Origin of the sequence: Brevibacillus aydinogluensis (assembly GCF_961514395.1) — a bacterium.
GTDB classification, from domain to species: Bacteria; Bacillota; Bacilli; order Brevibacillales; family Brevibacillaceae; genus Brevibacillus; species Brevibacillus aydinogluensis.
Genome location: NZ_OY569118.1, coordinates 1,219,181 through 1,236,689, shown reverse-complemented (window position 1 = coordinate 1,236,689; position 17,509 = coordinate 1,219,181). Strand labels below are relative to the sequence as shown.

At 49.3% G+C, this 17,509-nt stretch carries 19 protein-coding genes; 1 reads left to right on the top strand and 18 read right to left on the bottom strand.

All coding sequences use genetic code 11. From position 1 onward, the window contains the following. Window positions 1–36: 36 nt before the first annotated feature. Together Q7F15_RS06005 and Q7F15_RS06000 are read right to left on the bottom strand one after the other, a co-directional pair. On the bottom strand, window positions 37–390 hold the full coding sequence (locus tag Q7F15_RS06005; protein WP_304415247.1) for a permease prefix domain 1-containing protein: 354 nt from the start codon (window positions 388–390) through the stop codon (window positions 37–39). Next, window positions 387–716, bottom strand: a complete 330-nt coding sequence (locus Q7F15_RS06000) for a PadR family transcriptional regulator (protein WP_304415246.1) — start codon at window positions 714–716, stop codon at window positions 387–389. The genes Q7F15_RS06005 and Q7F15_RS06000 overlap by 4 nt, the downstream gene beginning before the upstream one ends. 850 nt (window positions 717–1,566) lie before the next feature. On the opposite strand from Q7F15_RS06000, the gene Q7F15_RS05995 reads away from it, so the two are divergent. After that, entirely contained in the window at window positions 1,567–1,842 is a 276-nt protein-coding gene (locus tag Q7F15_RS05995; RefSeq protein ID WP_304415245.1) for a hypothetical protein, read from the top strand. Window positions 1,843–1,902: 60 nt separating this feature from the next. On the opposite strand, the gene Q7F15_RS05990 is transcribed toward Q7F15_RS05995, so the two are convergent. The 16 genes from Q7F15_RS05990 to Q7F15_RS05915 form a co-directional block, all read right to left on the bottom strand. Then, window positions 1,903–2,727 (bottom strand): nuclease-related domain-containing protein, encoded by an 825-nt coding sequence (locus tag Q7F15_RS05990; RefSeq protein ID WP_304415244.1) that lies wholly within the window; start codon window positions 2,725–2,727, stop codon window positions 1,903–1,905. Between the two features lie 78 nt (window positions 2,728–2,805). Continuing rightward, window positions 2,806–3,273: an SRA domain-containing endonuclease gene (locus Q7F15_RS05985; RefSeq protein ID WP_304415243.1), complete on the bottom strand. Its 468-nt coding sequence runs from the start codon at window positions 3,271–3,273 to the stop codon at window positions 2,806–2,808. A gap of 295 nt (window positions 3,274–3,568) precedes the next feature. Next, the gene (locus Q7F15_RS05980; protein WP_212132725.1) at window positions 3,569–3,961 is read right to left on the bottom strand and encodes a VOC family protein; all 393 of its coding nucleotides are present in this window, start codon (window positions 3,959–3,961) and stop codon (window positions 3,569–3,571) included. 127 nt (window positions 3,962–4,088) lie between these two features. Further along, entirely contained in the window at window positions 4,089–6,527 is a 2,439-nt protein-coding gene (locus Q7F15_RS05975; protein ID WP_304415242.1) for a DEAD/DEAH box helicase family protein, read from the bottom strand. Beyond that, entirely contained in the window at window positions 6,527–6,850 is a 324-nt protein-coding gene (locus tag Q7F15_RS05970; protein WP_304415241.1) for a nucleoside triphosphate pyrophosphohydrolase, read from the bottom strand. The genes Q7F15_RS05975 and Q7F15_RS05970 overlap by 1 nt, the downstream gene beginning before the upstream one ends. Before the next feature lie 13 nt (window positions 6,851–6,863). Beyond that, the gene (locus Q7F15_RS05965) at window positions 6,864–7,235 is read right to left on the bottom strand and encodes an HIT family protein (protein ID WP_230077903.1); all 372 of its coding nucleotides are present in this window, start codon (window positions 7,233–7,235) and stop codon (window positions 6,864–6,866) included. A 325-nt stretch (window positions 7,236–7,560) separates the two neighbouring features. Next, window positions 7,561–8,250, bottom strand: coding sequence for a glycosyltransferase family 2 protein (locus tag Q7F15_RS05960; protein WP_171564469.1), 690 nt, complete (start codon window positions 8,248–8,250; stop codon window positions 7,561–7,563). Next, window positions 8,216–9,691 (bottom strand): alkaline phosphatase family protein, encoded by a 1,476-nt coding sequence (locus Q7F15_RS05955; RefSeq protein ID WP_304415240.1) that lies wholly within the window; start codon window positions 9,689–9,691, stop codon window positions 8,216–8,218. Before Q7F15_RS05955 ends, Q7F15_RS05960 begins: the two co-directional genes overlap by 35 nt. Further along, window positions 9,688–10,635: an NAD-dependent epimerase/dehydratase family protein gene (locus Q7F15_RS05950; protein WP_171564471.1), complete on the bottom strand. Its 948-nt coding sequence runs from the start codon at window positions 10,633–10,635 to the stop codon at window positions 9,688–9,690. Before Q7F15_RS05950 ends, Q7F15_RS05955 begins: the two co-directional genes overlap by 4 nt. Beyond that, on the bottom strand, window positions 10,632–11,558 hold the full coding sequence (locus Q7F15_RS05945) for an FTR1 family iron permease (RefSeq protein ID WP_304415239.1): 927 nt from the start codon (window positions 11,556–11,558) through the stop codon (window positions 10,632–10,634). The genes Q7F15_RS05950 and Q7F15_RS05945 overlap by 4 nt, the downstream gene beginning before the upstream one ends. A 21-nt stretch (window positions 11,559–11,579) precedes the next feature. Next, window positions 11,580–12,182: a hypothetical protein gene (locus tag Q7F15_RS05940; protein WP_304415238.1), complete on the bottom strand. Its 603-nt coding sequence runs from the start codon at window positions 12,180–12,182 to the stop codon at window positions 11,580–11,582. Window positions 12,183–12,229: 47 nt separating this feature from the next. Further along, window positions 12,230–13,066 (bottom strand): glycosyltransferase family 39 protein, encoded by an 837-nt coding sequence (locus tag Q7F15_RS05935; protein ID WP_304415525.1) that lies wholly within the window; start codon window positions 13,064–13,066, stop codon window positions 12,230–12,232. A gap of 45 nt (window positions 13,067–13,111) precedes the next feature. Further along, window positions 13,112–13,876 carry a hypothetical protein gene (locus tag Q7F15_RS05930; protein ID WP_230077212.1) on the bottom strand — a complete coding sequence of 255 codons (765 nt, stop codon included), beginning with the start codon at window positions 13,874–13,876 and terminating at the stop codon, window positions 13,112–13,114. A gap of 42 nt (window positions 13,877–13,918) precedes the next feature. Continuing rightward, complete coding sequence (locus Q7F15_RS05925) at window positions 13,919–15,094, bottom strand: hypothetical protein (RefSeq protein WP_304415237.1); 1,176 nt, start codon at window positions 15,092–15,094, stop codon at window positions 13,919–13,921. Between the two features lie 104 nt (window positions 15,095–15,198). Then, on the bottom strand, window positions 15,199–16,503 hold the full coding sequence (locus tag Q7F15_RS05920; RefSeq protein ID WP_304415236.1) for a UDP-glucose dehydrogenase family protein: 1,305 nt from the start codon (window positions 16,501–16,503) through the stop codon (window positions 15,199–15,201). Then, window positions 16,496–17,398: a lysylphosphatidylglycerol synthase transmembrane domain-containing protein gene (locus tag Q7F15_RS05915; RefSeq protein ID WP_304415235.1), complete on the bottom strand. Its 903-nt coding sequence runs from the start codon at window positions 17,396–17,398 to the stop codon at window positions 16,496–16,498. Before Q7F15_RS05915 ends, Q7F15_RS05920 begins: the two co-directional genes overlap by 8 nt. Between the last annotated feature and the right edge of the window lie 111 nt (window positions 17,399–17,509).

Genomic DNA, 17,509 nt, shown 5'->3' with positions numbered 1-17,509 from the left:
CGCCGGGTGGGTCAATTCTAAACCGGCGATGGTGGGTCAAAATAAAGTCGGCGTTGACACATGCTCCCGAGAAATCAATCTAAACTTATCAAAAAAGAGTAGTTGAAGTACCACCGCTATGTAGATCAATAACCCAATCCAGGCGCACCCATTAATCCACTGCTTATAAGGAAAGATGGCTTTTTCCAAGCTCTTTCCAACTTTTCCCGTATCACCAAAAGCGTTAATTGCCATTTGTATAGACTCTGACTCCGAAAAACCTTTTGCTATATACTCCGCTTTTAACTGCGTAAGATGATCCAAAAATTCAGTGTAGAGTTCATGTTTTTCTTCTTCCGAGACATCAATGTTTGCAATGATTTTTTTAAGATATGAATCGAAAGGATTCATGCGAATTCCACCTTTCTGCATGCTTGAATAAGAAGATGTATTTGATTCCATGATCGTAATTTTTCTTGCAATTCCGCTTTCCCTTCGTTTGTAAGGGAGTAGAATTTCCTCCGTCCCGTTTCTTCATTCTCTGCCCAATAGGATCTCAACAAGCCCTTTTTCTCCAACCGTTTCAGTGCAGGATATAGCGTTCCCTGGCTCATCAAATATTCACCGTTACTAAGAGCCTTTAGCTGCTGGATAATGTCATATCCATATGTATCCTGCCGGCCAATTATAGAAAGAAGTAAAATATCAATACTTCCCTTCAATATCTCCTTATCCATATGTTTACACCTCCTGGTAGACATTGTATAACAACATATGTCGCTTTACAAGGTAGTACGGTAAAAAAATTTTGGTGAGCATTAAGCACTCGCAACGACTGAACGCAATGGAAATGATGTTCTCCAAGAGTCGCTCGGCCGTCCCCGGGGTAATCCCTGGGGTTTTTGTTTAGCAAATATAAATGGGGTGATTAGAATCGAAATTCTCGAAACAGTCGAAGCCACATTGTGGTAAAATAGGTAGAAGTTTTAATGCTTGTGAGGAGGTTACCCTATGTTCCGAAATAAAAAATATTGGATGTTACTCCCTCCTTTTTTGGACGTCGGCCATTTTAAGTGCTTGTGCTTCGATCCTGTCACTTAATGCAATGTTTTTCTACATAGTTTCCGGCGATACGGGCAGCCACTTCGCTGCTGAGCAGCCTCAAATGTTTATACAACATGTCTCTCCATTCCTCTGTGGACCATTAATTCTGCCCAGAAGGCAGCAATCTCATCCGCATTGCGAACCAACTTTTCTGGGCATCTACAGCTGCTGTGGTATTGCCTGTTTTCAGCGCCTGAACCAGTTCAGCCGCTATCGTAAGATGTCATCTCAACAAATCGCCAAGTCGTGCTGCGATTGCCTTTCCATAAAAAGGTTCAAGGGCGACTGCAAAATCTGTGGGATTCCGAAGAAGCCTTTTAATGGTTTCATCCTTATCAGGTTTGTGCTTATACCTACTTTGTAAAAAGATTGGCCGTTATTCGATCGTTTTCCGTTCTGGTTTCCCCTGTTCAGCAAGTTACCGATAAAATCAAGAAATCCTTGATTTCTCAAGGATTTCTGCTGTTAGGAGTGTGGCATTCGGTGTTTGATCATTATACCAATCAATATGCGCGCTGGATTCGTGTACTTGCAGGAGTAGTACTTGCCGTTGGAATTATCAGTGGAGTCGTACTCTGGATGATTGACGAGAGACACTTCTTTCTCACCCTCGTGTCCCCTCTGGTTTACTCTATTGTCAGCAGTATCTTAATGTATGGGTTTGCAGAAATCATTGAGATCCTGTATCGGATCTACCAGCGATTCGATGCAGTGGATAGCATCAACAGATCTCTTGAACATTTACGTGAGACAAAATAGCCGCCAGTAAAAGGCGGCTTTTCTTATGACATACCCTTCATGTCCTTTCGCACAAGCGACTTATTTTTGGTGATCATAACAATAAATTTTTCCTTTAAATCGGGCGGGATTAGCCAGGCAGTACTCTTTTACCTTTTGGGGCACTGGCTTGCCGCAGCTGGCGCACTTTGCCCGCTCATCACCTTTTGTCTTTTGAGCAGCAAGGCCGTTCCCTTTCAGACTGTCAGTATGCAATGCTCGAATTGCCGGATCGGTGATATTGGCTTGTTTTAACGCCAAATACATCTCGTCAATCTGCTCAGCCGAAAATTTGCTTTTCTTCTCTGTCAGTTTGATGTAGTTTATCTTTCGTTCAATGAATTCCGTCAACTCTATGTCATATACTATCAGGTCATTGGAAGAAATCTTCCGTAACGCTGGATCGACACTAAACGTAGCCCGTCTAGTAAATGAGATTAGGGAAACGATATCTTCTCGTGATGTGTTCGTAATCTTTCGTACGATTTCAATATGTCCATAATTTTGGTTAAACGGATTCATCATGGTAAATCGATTGTTAACGTTCCACTGTTTGTCGTCTCGCCCTCCTTTGATCTCCCCTTGATAATTCTTCGTCTCAATAACAAAAATGGCATACGGTGTAAGGAGTACGTGGTCAATCTGAGAATAGCCAGACTTCGCTGCTGGGTTTGTCACCAGAAGGTCAGCAAGATGCTTATACTCTTTTGGCATCTGGTCCAACTGAATATTTACCTTGTACTCACCGATTTCCCCTTTTCTCACAGATTTTTTCTGCTGCTCTTGTTTATTTTTATTTTGCGTCACCTTTTTCGTGGCAGGTTCCTCTTTTTTTGACTGAAAGAGACCAAGTATTTTGGATATCAAGAGTAACACTCCTTGGAGAAATGCTATTGCTGCTCCGTAAAATTTCAATCTCAATTCTCTTCTTATTTCGCTAAGTCATCACTTAAATGAACCCTTCTGAGGTAACTCCGCTTCGATCGGCATCAACTCAAACACAATTACTTTCCGATTTTGTCCCTTGTTGTCCTTGTCCTTTACCCTATATCCAACACAGAGCATCTGACCAACGTACTTCACATACCCGGTTCGGACGTACTCAAAGAGGTGTATATCCTTCCCGTCCTTTTCATGCTCTAAAATTGCTTTATTTCCCCTGATGAACTGCATATCCCCTTCTTGCCCTTCACCCGTATAGAGAAATATGCCATTTTCTGTCCAGCCATCTTTGTAGCCATATTCTTCTCCTCTGTCCCCTGTGAAGATCATGATAAAAGGGTGTTTGGAAGGTGTTGATATCCCACCGTATCGTTGGCCGCCATACATGTCATGCAAATCACGTCGACGATACTCTTTACCTGTCTTGAAAACGTCTACCATTTTACTTTGGGACTTATCTCGTAAATTCATCGCAGTCACTCCACAAAAAACGACATGATCTAGTAAAATTTTACACCAATAGTTTCAATAATAGTAGATCATTGGCCCCAACAATTCAACATCACAAACACGCATTTGTACGAGAGTCAGGGTGTTTCACATAAAAACTACTTGGGATAACCTCCTACTTTAGGATCACAAATCATCTCCCTCACCATTTCTGGCCGCCCGCATCTGTAAACAAAAAAACATCAGGGATTTCTCTGATTCCAAAGAGAATTACCCTGATGTTTCTGCTCTTGTCCGAATCGGTCAAATCGATGAGCTACTTTTCTTCGCCGACGTAGTTGGCAATCTCGATCAAATTCTGGTCGGGATCGCGCAGGTAGACAGAGAGGATCGGCCCTGTCGCTCCCGTCCGTCGCACCGGTCCTTCAACGATCTGCCCGCCGTGCGACACAATGTGGCGGATCACCTCGTCAAGCGGCGTCTCGGTGATAAAGCACACGTCGGCTGACCCCGGGGTCGGGTGCAGCGCTTTCGGTTCAAACTCCTTGCCCGCCTCATGCAGATTGATTTTCTGCTGCCCGAACTGCAACGCCTTCCTGCCGTTGCCAAACGTGACCTCTTCCATTCCCAATATTGTCGTGTAAAAACGGACCGTCGCATCGATATCCTTGACGGTCAAGACAAAATGGTCCAAACGATCGATCTTCATTTGCTCCGCCTCCTGTCAAACTCTCACGTTTTTCCAGGGTGAGAAAAGGATGATGGTGGAGTTCGCCTGCTTCTTGCCGACATAGCCACCGTCCCTTACTCGAGCAGTTCATCATGCATTCTCTCTTTCACTCTGCTCTTCCTGCTTTCTTTTCAAAATGGACGTGCAGCCGGTACAGACAAATATCTCTCGTCCAGCGGTAGAGAATGGGGCTGTCCTGGGGGTCGATATCGAAATTCAGGGAAAACACACCGTCGGTGAAAGCAACCAATCCCTTCGAGCTGCCGCTCCAATTGCTCATCGGCTTTTCGGCTATCAACTTGGCCACTTGTTCCTCGTTGTAGGTCCATAATTTCTGTGATGATTTGTCCGAGAAGTCAATCCGTTTGCGGAATTCCTTCTCCGTCAAATACCGATGAAAGAAAGGAGCAACCTCTCGCGGAGTCACGGAGTGATACCATCTTTGCTCTCCCCGATTCAACATGTAAAGCAGGACGATCATTTTATAGCTTTTTGTCATTGAAGTCGCTTCGACTTCGTTGAGCCAATGCTCATATTTTCTCAGCAGTTCACTCTCCAGCTGACTTAATTGACCAGCCCAATCCAGAAAACGGATGTACGTCGTAAATTCCTGTCTGTACGCACGGCTGTTTTCCCTGCCGTACAGATGAAGTTCCAGGTAGGTTGGAATCCGCCCCAAATCACGTTTGACTTCCTCAAAAGCCTGGAGAAGTTTTTCCTTGCGCGGCTGCCTTTTACGCGCCATTTCTTGCAGCAGGTTGATCACACCCGTTTCCAGTTCCATGCTGCAATTAAACGGTACGACAGGCTTGCAGTGATGATTCTTTCTTTCCGTACCCGTTCTTGTATCAAAAAGGGTCAGTTTCACATCCGCATTGCGATAGTTTCCAATCAAATCAATAATCGTGCAGTATTCTTTGGTCGGATACAAACGCAAGCCGCGGCCAACTTGCTGGGTAAAAATCGTTAACGATTCCGTCGGACGGACAAACAAGAGCGTATCCACCGAGGGGATATCCGTTCCTTCATTAAAAAGATCAACAGTAAAAATGACGTCCAGCTCTCCTTTTTCCATCTGGCGAATCGCCTCTGCCCGAGACATTTCCCTCGTCCTGGAGTGAAGGCTGAGCGCCCGAACACCTTTAGCCCGAAAAAATGTACTCAAGAAATCCGCTTGACGGATTGAGGAGCAAAAGGCAAGCGTTCTGGTTTGCTTATGTTTGTTCCACGCCGCATATATTTTTGCCGCCATCTCTTCTTTGAGCTGTGCCTGTAACAGCTCTTCTTCGGCATAACGGTTGCCCAACCAGGTGATTTGCGAATAATCCGTATCGTCATACACGCCATAGTAGCGAAACGGAGCCAACCATCCTCGCTGCACTGCTTCGATGAAATCGAGCTGAAAGGCAACATTTCCGTCACAGATGGCGTATACGTCTTTCCCGTCTGTCCGATATGGCGTCGCGGTGATTCCCAGCAGGAAAGTGGGTTGAAAATAATCTAGCACTCGCCTGTATGAGTTCGCCGCAGCATGGTGAAACTCGTCCACGATAATCAGGTCGAACTCGTCTGGACGAAACCTTTCCAGATGCCGCTTTATGCTTAATGTGTAGATGGAGGCAAAAACGGAATCTGCTTGTCTTTCCTTTGTTTGGCCGTCATAGATCCCGCCGGTTCGTTCCGGCATCACTTCCGCAAAGGAACGGCGCGCCTGGTACAGCAGCTCTTCCTTATGGGCGATAAAGAGAACCCTGTTAAAGTTTCTTGCAAAAAAAGCAGCCAGATACGTTTTTCCCAGTCCGGTAGCCATAACCACCATCGCTTTGTCATAGCCTTCACTCATCGTTTTTTCCAATTCTTCGAGCGCGATTTGCTGAGCTGGACGCGGAACAATACCACCATAGGAAGCGACTGCTTCTTTCAGCACAAAAGAATCCCGTTTTTCGGCATCCTCGTATACCGGCATGGTTAGTTCAATCTCTTCCGTTTCCGTCCACGTCTTCACAAGGGAGGGATGAAGACGGTGATACTCCTCATACTCCCTTGCATAATCCATACAAGTCTCGCTGTTCAGGGGAACTGTCTGCTCATGGTAAAACAGGTGCATGAATCTGGTTTGCGCTTCTACAAATGTCATGGGTGCCGCCTTGGCCTGCATCGCCAGATTCCACTCGACGCCATACGTTAATGCGGACCGCGACAGATTGGATGAGCCAACAATCAAAACCCCATCGTTGTCTTCATATTGGAGGAGATACGCTTTGGGATGAAAAGATGTTCCGCCACTTCGCCACAGGCGTACCTCTATACGCGGGTCAATCTCAAGCAGTGCCTGCAGCGCATGTGGCTGCGTCACAAACAGGTAATCTCCAGCAAGCACCTTTACTTCTGCTCCACGCTCGATTGCCTCTTTCAAATGCGGCTCAAGCAGGCGAACACCGGAGTACATGACAAAAGAGGTGAGTATGTAAATGGAGGAAGCTTTCTTCATCTCCCTCGTCATTTCTGTAAACAGATTTTCCGTAATAAGTCTGACGTCTGCCATTAATCTTCTACCTCATGAAGAAACAGCTTTTGCTCGAATCCTCCCCGCTTCTCCGCTTTGGATCTGCGAATCTCTTCCAAATCCCTCGGGGAAGCTCCGTGAACACGGGCGAGCGCATATACGACTTCCAACAAGTCTGCCAGTTCTTCCAGACTTTCCCGATCGGATTGGGCAGTGCTGTACTCATCCAGCTCTTCCTGGCACTTTTCGCGGAGCTTGACCAGGTACTCATCATCTGATAATACGCTGGTCGTATATCGTTTACCGGTTGCTGCGATGATTTCCGGTATACGGTCTCGGATCAATTTGTTGTAGATCGGCATAATACATTCTCCTTTAGGGATACGGTACGAGATTGGGGATTGCTTTGCGGATTCCCCCACGCGGGTCGTCAATGTCTCCCTTGTAACGGGGAATCAAGTGTACGTGCAGATGCATCACTGTCTGTCCACCGTACTCCCCAACATTGACGCCGATGTTGTAGCCGTCGGGGATATATTCTCGATCTAGCAGTTCTTTTCCCTGCTTTATCAGCTCATGGATGGCCATGATCTCTTCATCAGCAGCGTCGAAGTAAGTGGCCACATGACGTTTGGGTACGATCAACAAATGGCCTCGTTGAACCGGGTATTTATCATAAAAGGCAATGGCTTTGTCGTTTTCCAGGATGATTTTAAGAGACTGTGTATCGCAGAAAGGGCATTTCATCATTATTACCATACATCCTCCTCACTCTTTATATGCTCTGATAACAAGTTTACCTTATCCGGCAGAAGTTTGGTGTCGTGATCAGCAGTCATCCAGATTACAGCCATTTTTCTTCTCACGAATTGCCTCAACACGAATGGAGCTGTGACCATTTTCCCTCACAATTCCTTATGATCAGCATAAACAGGCTTGCGCTGATATGACGGATTACCATGATGCGGCAACCGCTCGACCGTCCCCTGGTTAATCCCGGGGGTTTTTGTTAAATGATCGACAACAGCAAAAAACCCTTGATTTCTCAAGGGTTTGACGAGCGACAAGTTTGCTATTGCCTTCTCCATTCGCGCCAGATCGCAGGGAATACGTTGGTCACATACCCTTTGAAGGTGATAAATGACTCCCCGGTCTGACGGACTTTATAGGGGATATCCACTTCACGCAAGCGGTATCCCTTACGCAAAATATTCATCGTCATCACTTGGGCGTAATTGTAATCGTGAATGATCTCCAGGTCCCTAAGGACTGATCGGGAAAAGGCGCGAAAGCCTGTCTGTCCGTCCGTGATCCATTGACGCAAAAGGATGACCTGCAATGCGGTGAAAAAATAGTTTCCCAGCCTCCTGTGCAGCTTCATGCCTTTGACCCGTCGCATGAAGCGGGAGGCCAATACATAGTCTGCCTGGCCGTCAAGTATCGGGGCAACCACACGCGGGATATGGTCCGCCGGGTACTCGTCGTCCGCATCGATCATCACTGCCAAATCCGCGCCCAATTCATAGGCTTTCTTCAGACCTGCTCGTACCGCTGCACCCAATCCCCGATTGGTGGAAAAGCGAAGGATGTGCTCTACTCCTGCTGCCTTGGCCACTTCCTCTGTCCGATCCGTCGAGCCATCGTTTACCACCAACACTTCCACCTGGACATCATGCTGAAAATGTCTGGGTACCTTGCCGATCACACGGGCAATCGATTCTTCCTCGTTAAATGCGGGGATGACGATGATCAGTTTTTTCATGCTGTGTTCCACCATCCTGTACAAACGCTTCGTGTAATACTGGTCCTCTCGCATGGTCTGGAATCGGGACACCCAAGAGCGCGCTGATCGTGGCAGCGACAGATACGATGCTGCGGAACTCGTTTACTCGTTGTCCCTGCTTGATCATGGGACCATGCATCATGAAAGGAACGAATCGCTCTCCTTCATCGAGATGCCCATGTCCGCCAATCCCGTTTCCTTGTCCGTGGTCAGCCATGACAATAAACGCCGTATCATCCAAAAGCCCGCGCTCTCCCAGCCAGGAGTGGAAGTCTGCGATTAACTTGTCCGCTTCGTGAATCTTTTGCAGATATTCGGGGTAATGCACCCCCCGGCTGTGCCCCGTTTGATCGACGGCAATCATCTGGACGATAAACAGATCCGGTTGTTCTCGTTCATAGATCACTTTTGCCTGATTCATAATCTTGTAGTCAACGATATCGTTGTGAGAAACAGCCGTGAAACTCTCCACGTCATCGCCGAAGGCATCAATCAGATGGGCGCAGCCGAACAGAATGCCTTTTTTCCCTTGCTTCTTCAACACATCGAAAATACTCTCCACCTTCACCCCAAGGCTCCACACCATGTTGGATCGGATACCGTGCTCCCGTGGATACGTACCTGTGAACATGGAGGAGAAGCATGTCACGGTCCGGGCTGGATAGATCGTCTCCATCGTCTCATAAACTGTACCTTCCCGCATGAGTTGATGAAGGAATGGCGCATCCGCCTGATACAGCTTGTCCTTTCGGCAACCGTCAATCACCACGATCACCACTCGCTTGGCCAGGGGTTTTTCAGGAAGCTCATTTGGCGTGACATAATGCGGATACTCCTTGGGCTTCCAGTTAAACAGGAAACGATGAACCAGGTACGCGTACACGGCCAATATGATCGTGAAAACGAGTACCTTTCCGCCCGTTCCTCCCCCCGGCTCCGCCTGATAAAGCGCCGTAAACAGGATCAATTGCAGGGTGAATTTCGGTACCTGCTCCAGTACATTGCCGCTCGTCGAATCACTGTTGATCAAAAAGAGCCGCCATATCCGCAAAAAGTTCCACCAGGTGGTCCCGATCCGCAGGTGATAGTAAAGCGTTCCCCAGAAAAAGACCGTAAAAAACACGTACATACCAAGCGCAAACCAGAGGAGATTTCCATCCACTACCCCAAACAGGATGCCGCCCGCAAGCAGGGGAACCAGCAAAAACCAGCGCAGATGAAGCGGAAAATCAAACAAGTAATACACCACAAAAACAGGCAGCATGTATACAAAAGCATGGAAAAAGGACGCTGCCTGCAGATCCGTCGCGTGGTACATCAAAAAAACGCCAAGCACAAACACGGGCGTGAATGTCTTGCCTTCGTTCAAGACATTCCAGCATCGTGCCATGACAACCTCAATTGCGGAAGCCTTCTTCATCTCTTCACTCCTTCCTCCCAAAACCAGTCAGCAAACAACCGGATTCCCTCTGAAAGCGATACCTGTGCCCGAAATTCCAGCTCCTGCTCGGCACGGGTCGTGTCAGCCCACGTGAGCGGCACATCGCCGGCAGGAAGGTCTCTCCACTCAATCACGGCACGTTTGCCTATTGCCTTCTCCAGTTCTGCCACCAGTTTCTCCAACGGAACCACACACCCATTCCCCAGGTTATAGGTTCGATTCACAGCTTGGGGACGAAAGCAGGCGCGGACAATGCCGTCGGCAATATCTGACACATAGGTGTAGTCTCGTCCCATTGCGCCCCGGTACAAGGTAATCGGTTCTCCATTCATCATCTTCATGACAAATTTCCAGAGAGCCATGTCCGGTCGTTGCTCGGGGCCGTATACCGTAAACGGGCGAACGATCGTCACAGGCAGATGATACAGCCTCTGATAGGTGCGGCAGTACATCTCGGCCGCTGCCTTCGCTGCGGCATAAGGCGAGACAGGCTGCAGCTCATCATCCTCCCGGCAAGGACGATTGACAGCCGGTCCGTATACGGAGGAAGAGGAAGCAAAGACAAACCGGGATACTCCGAACTGAGCAGCCAGGGAAAGTACATGAACCGTCCCCTTCACATCCACGTCCACGTACTTGGCAGGATGGACAAGCGACGGTTGAACCCCCGGCATGGCAGCGAGGTGAATCACGCGATCAGGCTGAAAAAAATGAAATACCTTTTCCAACTCCGAAAAGGTAAGGATATCGACATGGCGCCATTGCACATGCGGCAACTTCAACAGCTTGTTCAGGCGCTCCTTTTTCCATTTGGGATCATAGTAGGGGTCGAGTGAATCCACGATGAGAACCTGATGATCGTGAAGTTTTTCCACAACATGGGAGCCGATAAAACCGGCTCCCCCTGTAATTAATACCTTCATGCTTTTACTTCCTTTGTCTGTACAGTCTGTTCACGTGTCTTCCCTTGCGGCAGTTCAGGTTTCTGCTCTCCGCGACCGCGCAGCAGCAAATACAATACCAGGAAATATCCCCAATAAATCAAGAACTCTTCGAGCGAAGGTGAGGACGAGTACCCGAACAGCGCCTTCAGGAAAATACCGACCTGCCCGGAAATGAGCGGTTCTTGACCGTGATCCCGGATGTAATGTTCTTCATCGATGGGATGCTCCGGCATAAACCACGTCAGATCATACAATTGCGGCGCCACAGAGCCGATGACATGCATGTCCTGAAGGATGGAAACCCCTTGGACAATTAAACCGGCGGCAATCAGGACGATAAATACACCCGTAATCTTGAAGAACGTCTTGAGCTGAATCCGCATCGTACCTTTGAAAAAGAAGTAGGTCACGACAGCAGCCAGAAGGATACCGGCAAACGAGCCCCATGTCTGCATGGCTTTGCCGATGTCTCCGCCCGTAATCGCGGCGAAGAAAAAGACGGTCTCCACACCTTCGCGAAGAACGACGAGAAAAGCGTGAACCACCATGCCGACGACATTACCGGTGGTAATAAACTGGCTGTATTTTCCCTGCAACTTGCCGGAGACTTCCTTGGATTGCTCCGCCATCCAGAACACCATTTGGGTCAGCAAAACTCCGGAAACGAGCATGATCCCTGCTTTCATATAGTTCTGGGAACCCATTGAGGCGAACCCGTCCAGCACGACCTGGAAGAGCAGTGCCATCCCCAAAGAGGCAACAATCGCGAGCGATGCGCCGAGCCAGACGTGTTTGACGTACTCCGGATGATCTACCCGCTTCAGATACGAGGTAATAATTCCGACGATTAACAATGCCTCCAGCGCTTCTCGAAAGGTAATCAAAAATGCTTGCAATTCCACCCCGTTCACCTCCGCATGCTGTCATGAACCTGCTGGCTGCTGCCCGGTCTTGATCAGTCTGATCCACTCTTGTCTTTTATCCTGACGAACTTCGTACAAGACGATGTCATGGTACGTGGGATAGAGCCACTCACTTCCCCGAAATCGGGCTGCTTCCTTCACATATTCCTTCAGCTGTTCATTGTGAAATCCGTCCAATACACGATCTGTCAAATAAACATGATCGGGCAGCACGGAATACGCAAGGATGGAGGCCTGAAAATCGGACCACTTCCTGAGCCGGACAGTTGTAACAGAAGGATAAAGGTAACGTATGACGCGTTCTTCTTCATACGTATAAATGATACTCGATTCACCACGATCAGCTTGTGCCACATAATGGGCGAGTTGCGCCATTGGTGAATCCGTCACCGGCTGCTCACGGACCTGGATGACACCCACGGCAGCCGTACTTGCGGCCAGCGCGGTCAACAAGATGGGGGAGAATCGCCTCCACTGCTGCAAGCCCCAGACAATGCCCCAGATCAATGGAATCATCAATGGCAGGATATGACGAGGCTTCTCGACATTCTGGGCAAAAAAGGCCCAGAGGAGATAGGGAACGATCCACAGGAAAAGCAACACGATGTGTTCCTTGTTCCCCGTCTGCAGCCAGCGCGTCTTTCCTGCCGCTATTCCACCCCCGTGATTCCCGCACAAACAAGAACCAGGATGAGATAGCTGAACCATGAGTTCTGCTCGTTCCACGGCGCACCCAGCCCGGCGGCAAACCACTGCCGCCCAATCCAATAGAGAAGTCGCTCTCCCGCATGGCTTCCTGTGTACGCTCCTCCCCAATCGGAAAAATGACCTTCTGTGAATGCTGCTGCCAACCTCCAGAAACCTGTGAGGCTTCCCACATTCAGCACCAATCCGTACAGCCACAACAGATTGACCAATAATGAAGAAACGATTGCACTGACAACATCGCCGTACCGCCGGGTATCCCTGCCGTACACGTACAATGCCCAGGCAAACACGGCTCCCAATGGCAGGTACGAGATCCTCACGCCGTACAATAAGCCCAGCAGGATTCCCGAGAACACCAGTACCAGTGCCCGCTTTTTCTCCGCCAAACCAGGGTCAACCACAACCAATGAGGCAGCTACGAGCCAGACAGCCAGCAAATTACCGAAGCTGTCCGAAAGCGGTTGGGTTCCCAAGACCATGCCAAGCGGGTTTACTGCCCAAAGAACCGCCACCCAGACAGCTGTCCGCTGACGGCTGCACCGCTTGACAATCGAATACAGCGGGAACACTGTGCAAGCGTTCGCAAGAGCAGACAGAAGGGACAGCGCCAAAAACGGATTCGCGATCAAACGCGCGAAGCCAATGGCAATCAACATGTATACCGGATAGCCGGGAAAATGCGGCTGCATCAGCGACAGATCGTAATTGTCCACGCCAAGGGCGAAGTCAACATCATCCCAGCCAGCCGGTCCATGTGCCAGAAATGGCAGGCGGATCACAAAGGCCAAGCACGCGATTCCAAACGGAAGCAGGACATTCATCTCTTATGTGCGCCGTTTTTGCATCGTGCGAACAACGATGAACAAGATCACGAGCACGATCAGGACAAGCGGCAGCCAATTCTTTAGATTGTCTGTTATGGTGGAGGTATCATTTCCCAATTCATTTCCCGGACCTTGCCCAGGTGTGAAATGCCCCACTTTCAATTCAGGCATGTTGAAACATGTCTGAAGGCTTTGCAAGATCTCATCCTTGTGAGTGATGAACGCCTGCTGATCCGGTTCCTTCACGCCAACCCCGAACAGCCCGGGATTCCCCAACGCCTGCAGTGTCAGATCAAAACTTTCCCGTACTTTCTGATCCAATGCCGCATCTTTTCCCTTGATGACAGGGGAAAGGGCATCATAGGTAGCCAACGCTTTGGCAAGCAGCAGTTTGCTCTGCTGATAGTTGGCGAATTCCTTCTCCGCGCTTTCCAGGCGCCTTGCAACGTTTAACACAAGCGTCTTCTGGTACGCACTGATTGCAGCCTGTTTATCCTGGGCCTGCAACGCTTGCGTGATCGCCTGACTCGGCTCCGGCCCCATGTGCATGTCCAGTTCCTGTTTGATGCTCTCAAAGGTCTTGGAAGCTCCTGCGTAGTCAGCCGGCGTTTGATTCAGTTTTGCCACGACTTGTTTGTAGTTCTCTGCCACAGCCTCTTCGTTTGGATTGCCGTATGAATACGCGAACGCCGCATGCGGCACAAGCGTAAACACCGCCAATAACAAAGCAAAGAGGGAGGACATGAACTTACGTGCATAAGACATTACCCAGCCCCCCTGCAAATCCACTTTTCTTATTCTGTTACATTATTTCCCGTATTTTTCAAGCAAGTCGAGCACAGGCTTGATCTGTTTGAAACTCTCATCTGCTTTTGCCTTGTCCTGAGCTTTTACGGCGTCAAGATACTGCTGCGCAAGTTTCTGGAGGGCATCCGCTTTCTCCGCACTGCCGAGAGCCTTCGGCAGATCCGTCTTGATCATATCGATGAACAGAGCTCCTTCGAGCGCGGTGATTGCTGCCTTGTCGTTGCCCCAGTTTTCAACAGACGCTTCATATTCACTCTTGGCTGTCTTCGCAATCGCGCGCACATACGCTTGATTGATTGTGTCGCCTTTGACGTTTTTCACGTCGTTGGAGAGATCGAACTGGCTGTTAATGAAATCGGCATCTTTTTTGTCGTGTTTCTCCAGGTAGGACTGTAGGGATTGGAAAAACGCCCAGCCTTCTGCCTGACCTACTCTCGCGTCATCCGCCTTGCCTTCTTTCACCAGTTTCTCAATCTTGTAGGCGTATCCTTTTTCAGCACCCGATGCCAGGTAGAATGCTTTCATGATGGATTTGTCGACGACTTGCTTGCCAAGGTTAAACGCGAGATTGTCGCCTTTTTCAATGGCGCCTTCCATCTCGGCAAAACCGGCGTCAATTGCGCTGACGAGTTGCGTTTCATACGCATTGTCGCGCTTCTCGATCATCGCTTTCAGCACGCCGTCATAATATTCTTTTGCTTCGCCCAATTCCTTTTTCGCTTCGTCTTTGTTGGCGAATTGATCATTTGCTCCCTTGAACTCGTTGCGAATGGAAAGGAACGCTACTTTTTGCAGCAATTTATCGCCGATCTGGGCAACAACTTTTGCCGGCAGCTGACCGTCCTTGCCTGCGTTCAAAGCAGCAGTGATTTGTTCATTTACTTGTGCACTGTTCGCTTCATCCATGGATTGAACATGAGATTTTAATTTTTCGTCGTACAGTTTGATCGCTTTGTCCCAATCCACTTGTTCTGCTTTCAAGACTCCTACCAGTTCTTTGGTTGCACCGACAAGATCAGCAACCGCAGATTTCCTGGCCTCCTCTTGCGCAGCCGGTTGTTGTGTCGTTTGGGTCTGCGCATTGTCTTGAGGCTGCGCCGCAGGCTTGTCACCGCATCCAGCAAGCAGCAGGCTCATGACCAAAGCAGTCGTGGAAAGAACTTTTACCGGTTTCATGTTACGAGGTCCCCCTAAGGTGCGTTTTATTGATAATCATTATCACTCTCAGCAAAACTCATTGTAAAGATAATGAGACTCGTTGTCAATTAGCAAAGAAAAAATTATCGGCCAATCGCTATATAATCGAACCCCATCTGCTCCAGTTTCGCTCGTTGATAAAGAGAGCGAAAATCAAACATAACCTTGCGCGACAAGGCCTGAGCTACTCTGTCCAAATCAAGTTGGCGAAACGATGGCCAATCTGTGACGATTACGATTCCGTCCTGGCCGGCCGCTGCTTCGTACTCGTCTTCGGCGTAGAGACACGCATCTCCCCACAGCTGCCTGGCCTCATCCAGCGCCTGCGGATCATACAGCGTCAGTTCTGTCCCCAACTGCAGCAGTTGGTTGATGATGGGAATTGCCGGGGATTGGCGCATGTCGCTGGTTCCCCCTTTGAAGGCTGTTCCCAGCACGCCAAGTTTGATGCCGTCCAGGGTGTTGTAATAATCGCTGATCTTCTGGACAGCGTAGCGATGCTGCATGCGGTTGCTCTCCATCACTGCTTCGATGATCGGAAGCGGCATCCCCCTCTCGCGGAAAAAGTGCGCAAAGGCTGCCGTGTCCTTTGGCAGGCAGGAGCCCCCGTAACCAGGACCCGGTTGAAGATAAGCCGGACCAATACGAGGGTCCTGGCCAATCGCCCGAGCGATTGTCAAGACATCTGCACCGACCAGATCACACACTCTGGAAATCTCATTGATAAACGCTACCTTCATCGCCAGAAAGCTGTTTGCGCTGTATTTGATCATCTCTGCTGTCTGAAAGTTGGTATAGATAAACGGTACCTCGCGTTCAATCAACGGCTGATAGATCCGCTGCAACCGCTCGATTGGAGCAGAGCGATCCGTCCCGATCACAACGCGATCAGGCCGCATAAAGTCGGCGATGGCCGATCCCTCCCGCAAAAATTCAGGGTTGGTCGCCACCTCAAAAGAACAAATGCCCGCCAGCCGTTCCCCGAGAAATTCCTTCACTCGCTGGGTCGTGCCCGGCGGGACTGTGCTCTTGATCACGATCAGTTTGTCTTCCGTCATGTGTTCGCTGATGGTGGACACGGCTGCGAACAGGTCGGACAGTTCGACGCTGCCATCAGAGAGACTGGGGGTTCCCACCGCGACAAAAATGACATCAGCGGATCGAATCGCAATGGAAGCATCGGGTGTAAACGTCAACAGTCCCTTCTGCATACTCTGGGCCATCCATTCTTCCAGTCCCGGTTCGAAGAAAGGAACCTGCCCTTTGTTCAGCGATTCGATCTTCTCCTTGTCCACATCGGTACAAACGACAGGCCATCCAAAAGCAGAAAGGCCGACCGCTGTTGTCAAACCGACATAACCCGCTCCCAACACGGCAACCTTATCCATTGCTCTCACCTCTGTTCCGATTCTTGCTGATCCAACTTCTCAATTCGCTCCATGGTATGGGGAGAGCGATCCACGCCCACAGCCCTGCCAGATAGGAAAAGGCAAACTTCCATCCGTGAGTCAGCAATGCCACCTCGTATGCTTGCTGCCAGCCCACACCAGCAGTCACCAGCGAAAACGTCATGACACTCTCATACGTGCCCAACCCGCCAGGCGTAAAATGAAACAGCTGCCCTGCGATCGTCATGCTGTTTACCCAGAGACCTTTCAGTACGGAAAGATCGATGGACAAGGCATTCGTCACTCCCAGCACAACAAACGCTTCCAGCCCCCAGCTGGCAGCAATCGCCGCACAGATGAACCATCCTTTGGGGCCCGTAAAGGCTGTTTTGACGATCTGCACATGTTTTTTCAGCAAGGGCTTTTTCATCCCCCAGCGGAGCAAAACAACCAGACCTGCTGCCCCGATACCAGCGACCAGAAACAGAGTCGTCCACGTGTATGCAAGCCCCATCCAGAAGACGCCGATCCCCGCATATGCCGCCAGTACCAACAGATCAAGCGATCGCATCACCACGACAGAATGCAGGGATTCATCCCACTGCACATCCTTTTCTTTCGCCAGCAATCCAATTCGCACGGCGTCCCCTGCCTTGACGGGCAAAACGTGATTGATGAACAAACTGTAGAATTGCGCATACAAAAAGACAGAAAACGCGACATCCTTATTCACATACCATTTCCAGGCAAACGCTCTGAGACAAAAGGCCATCCCGTAGAGGAGCGCCATCCCCGCAAGCGTAAACGGATGGTGAAGCAATGTGAGGAGCTGTCTGTTTATCGCCTTCAGATCCAAAAAGAACACGCACAATCCCACAAATGCGACAAACAACATCAGTTTACACACAAAAAAAAGCAGACGCTTCCCCATACTCATCATGTCCCTCTTCCCGCCTGGAGGTTTACGCACTTCCGTATTTCCAACAGAAAGATTATAAAGATCATA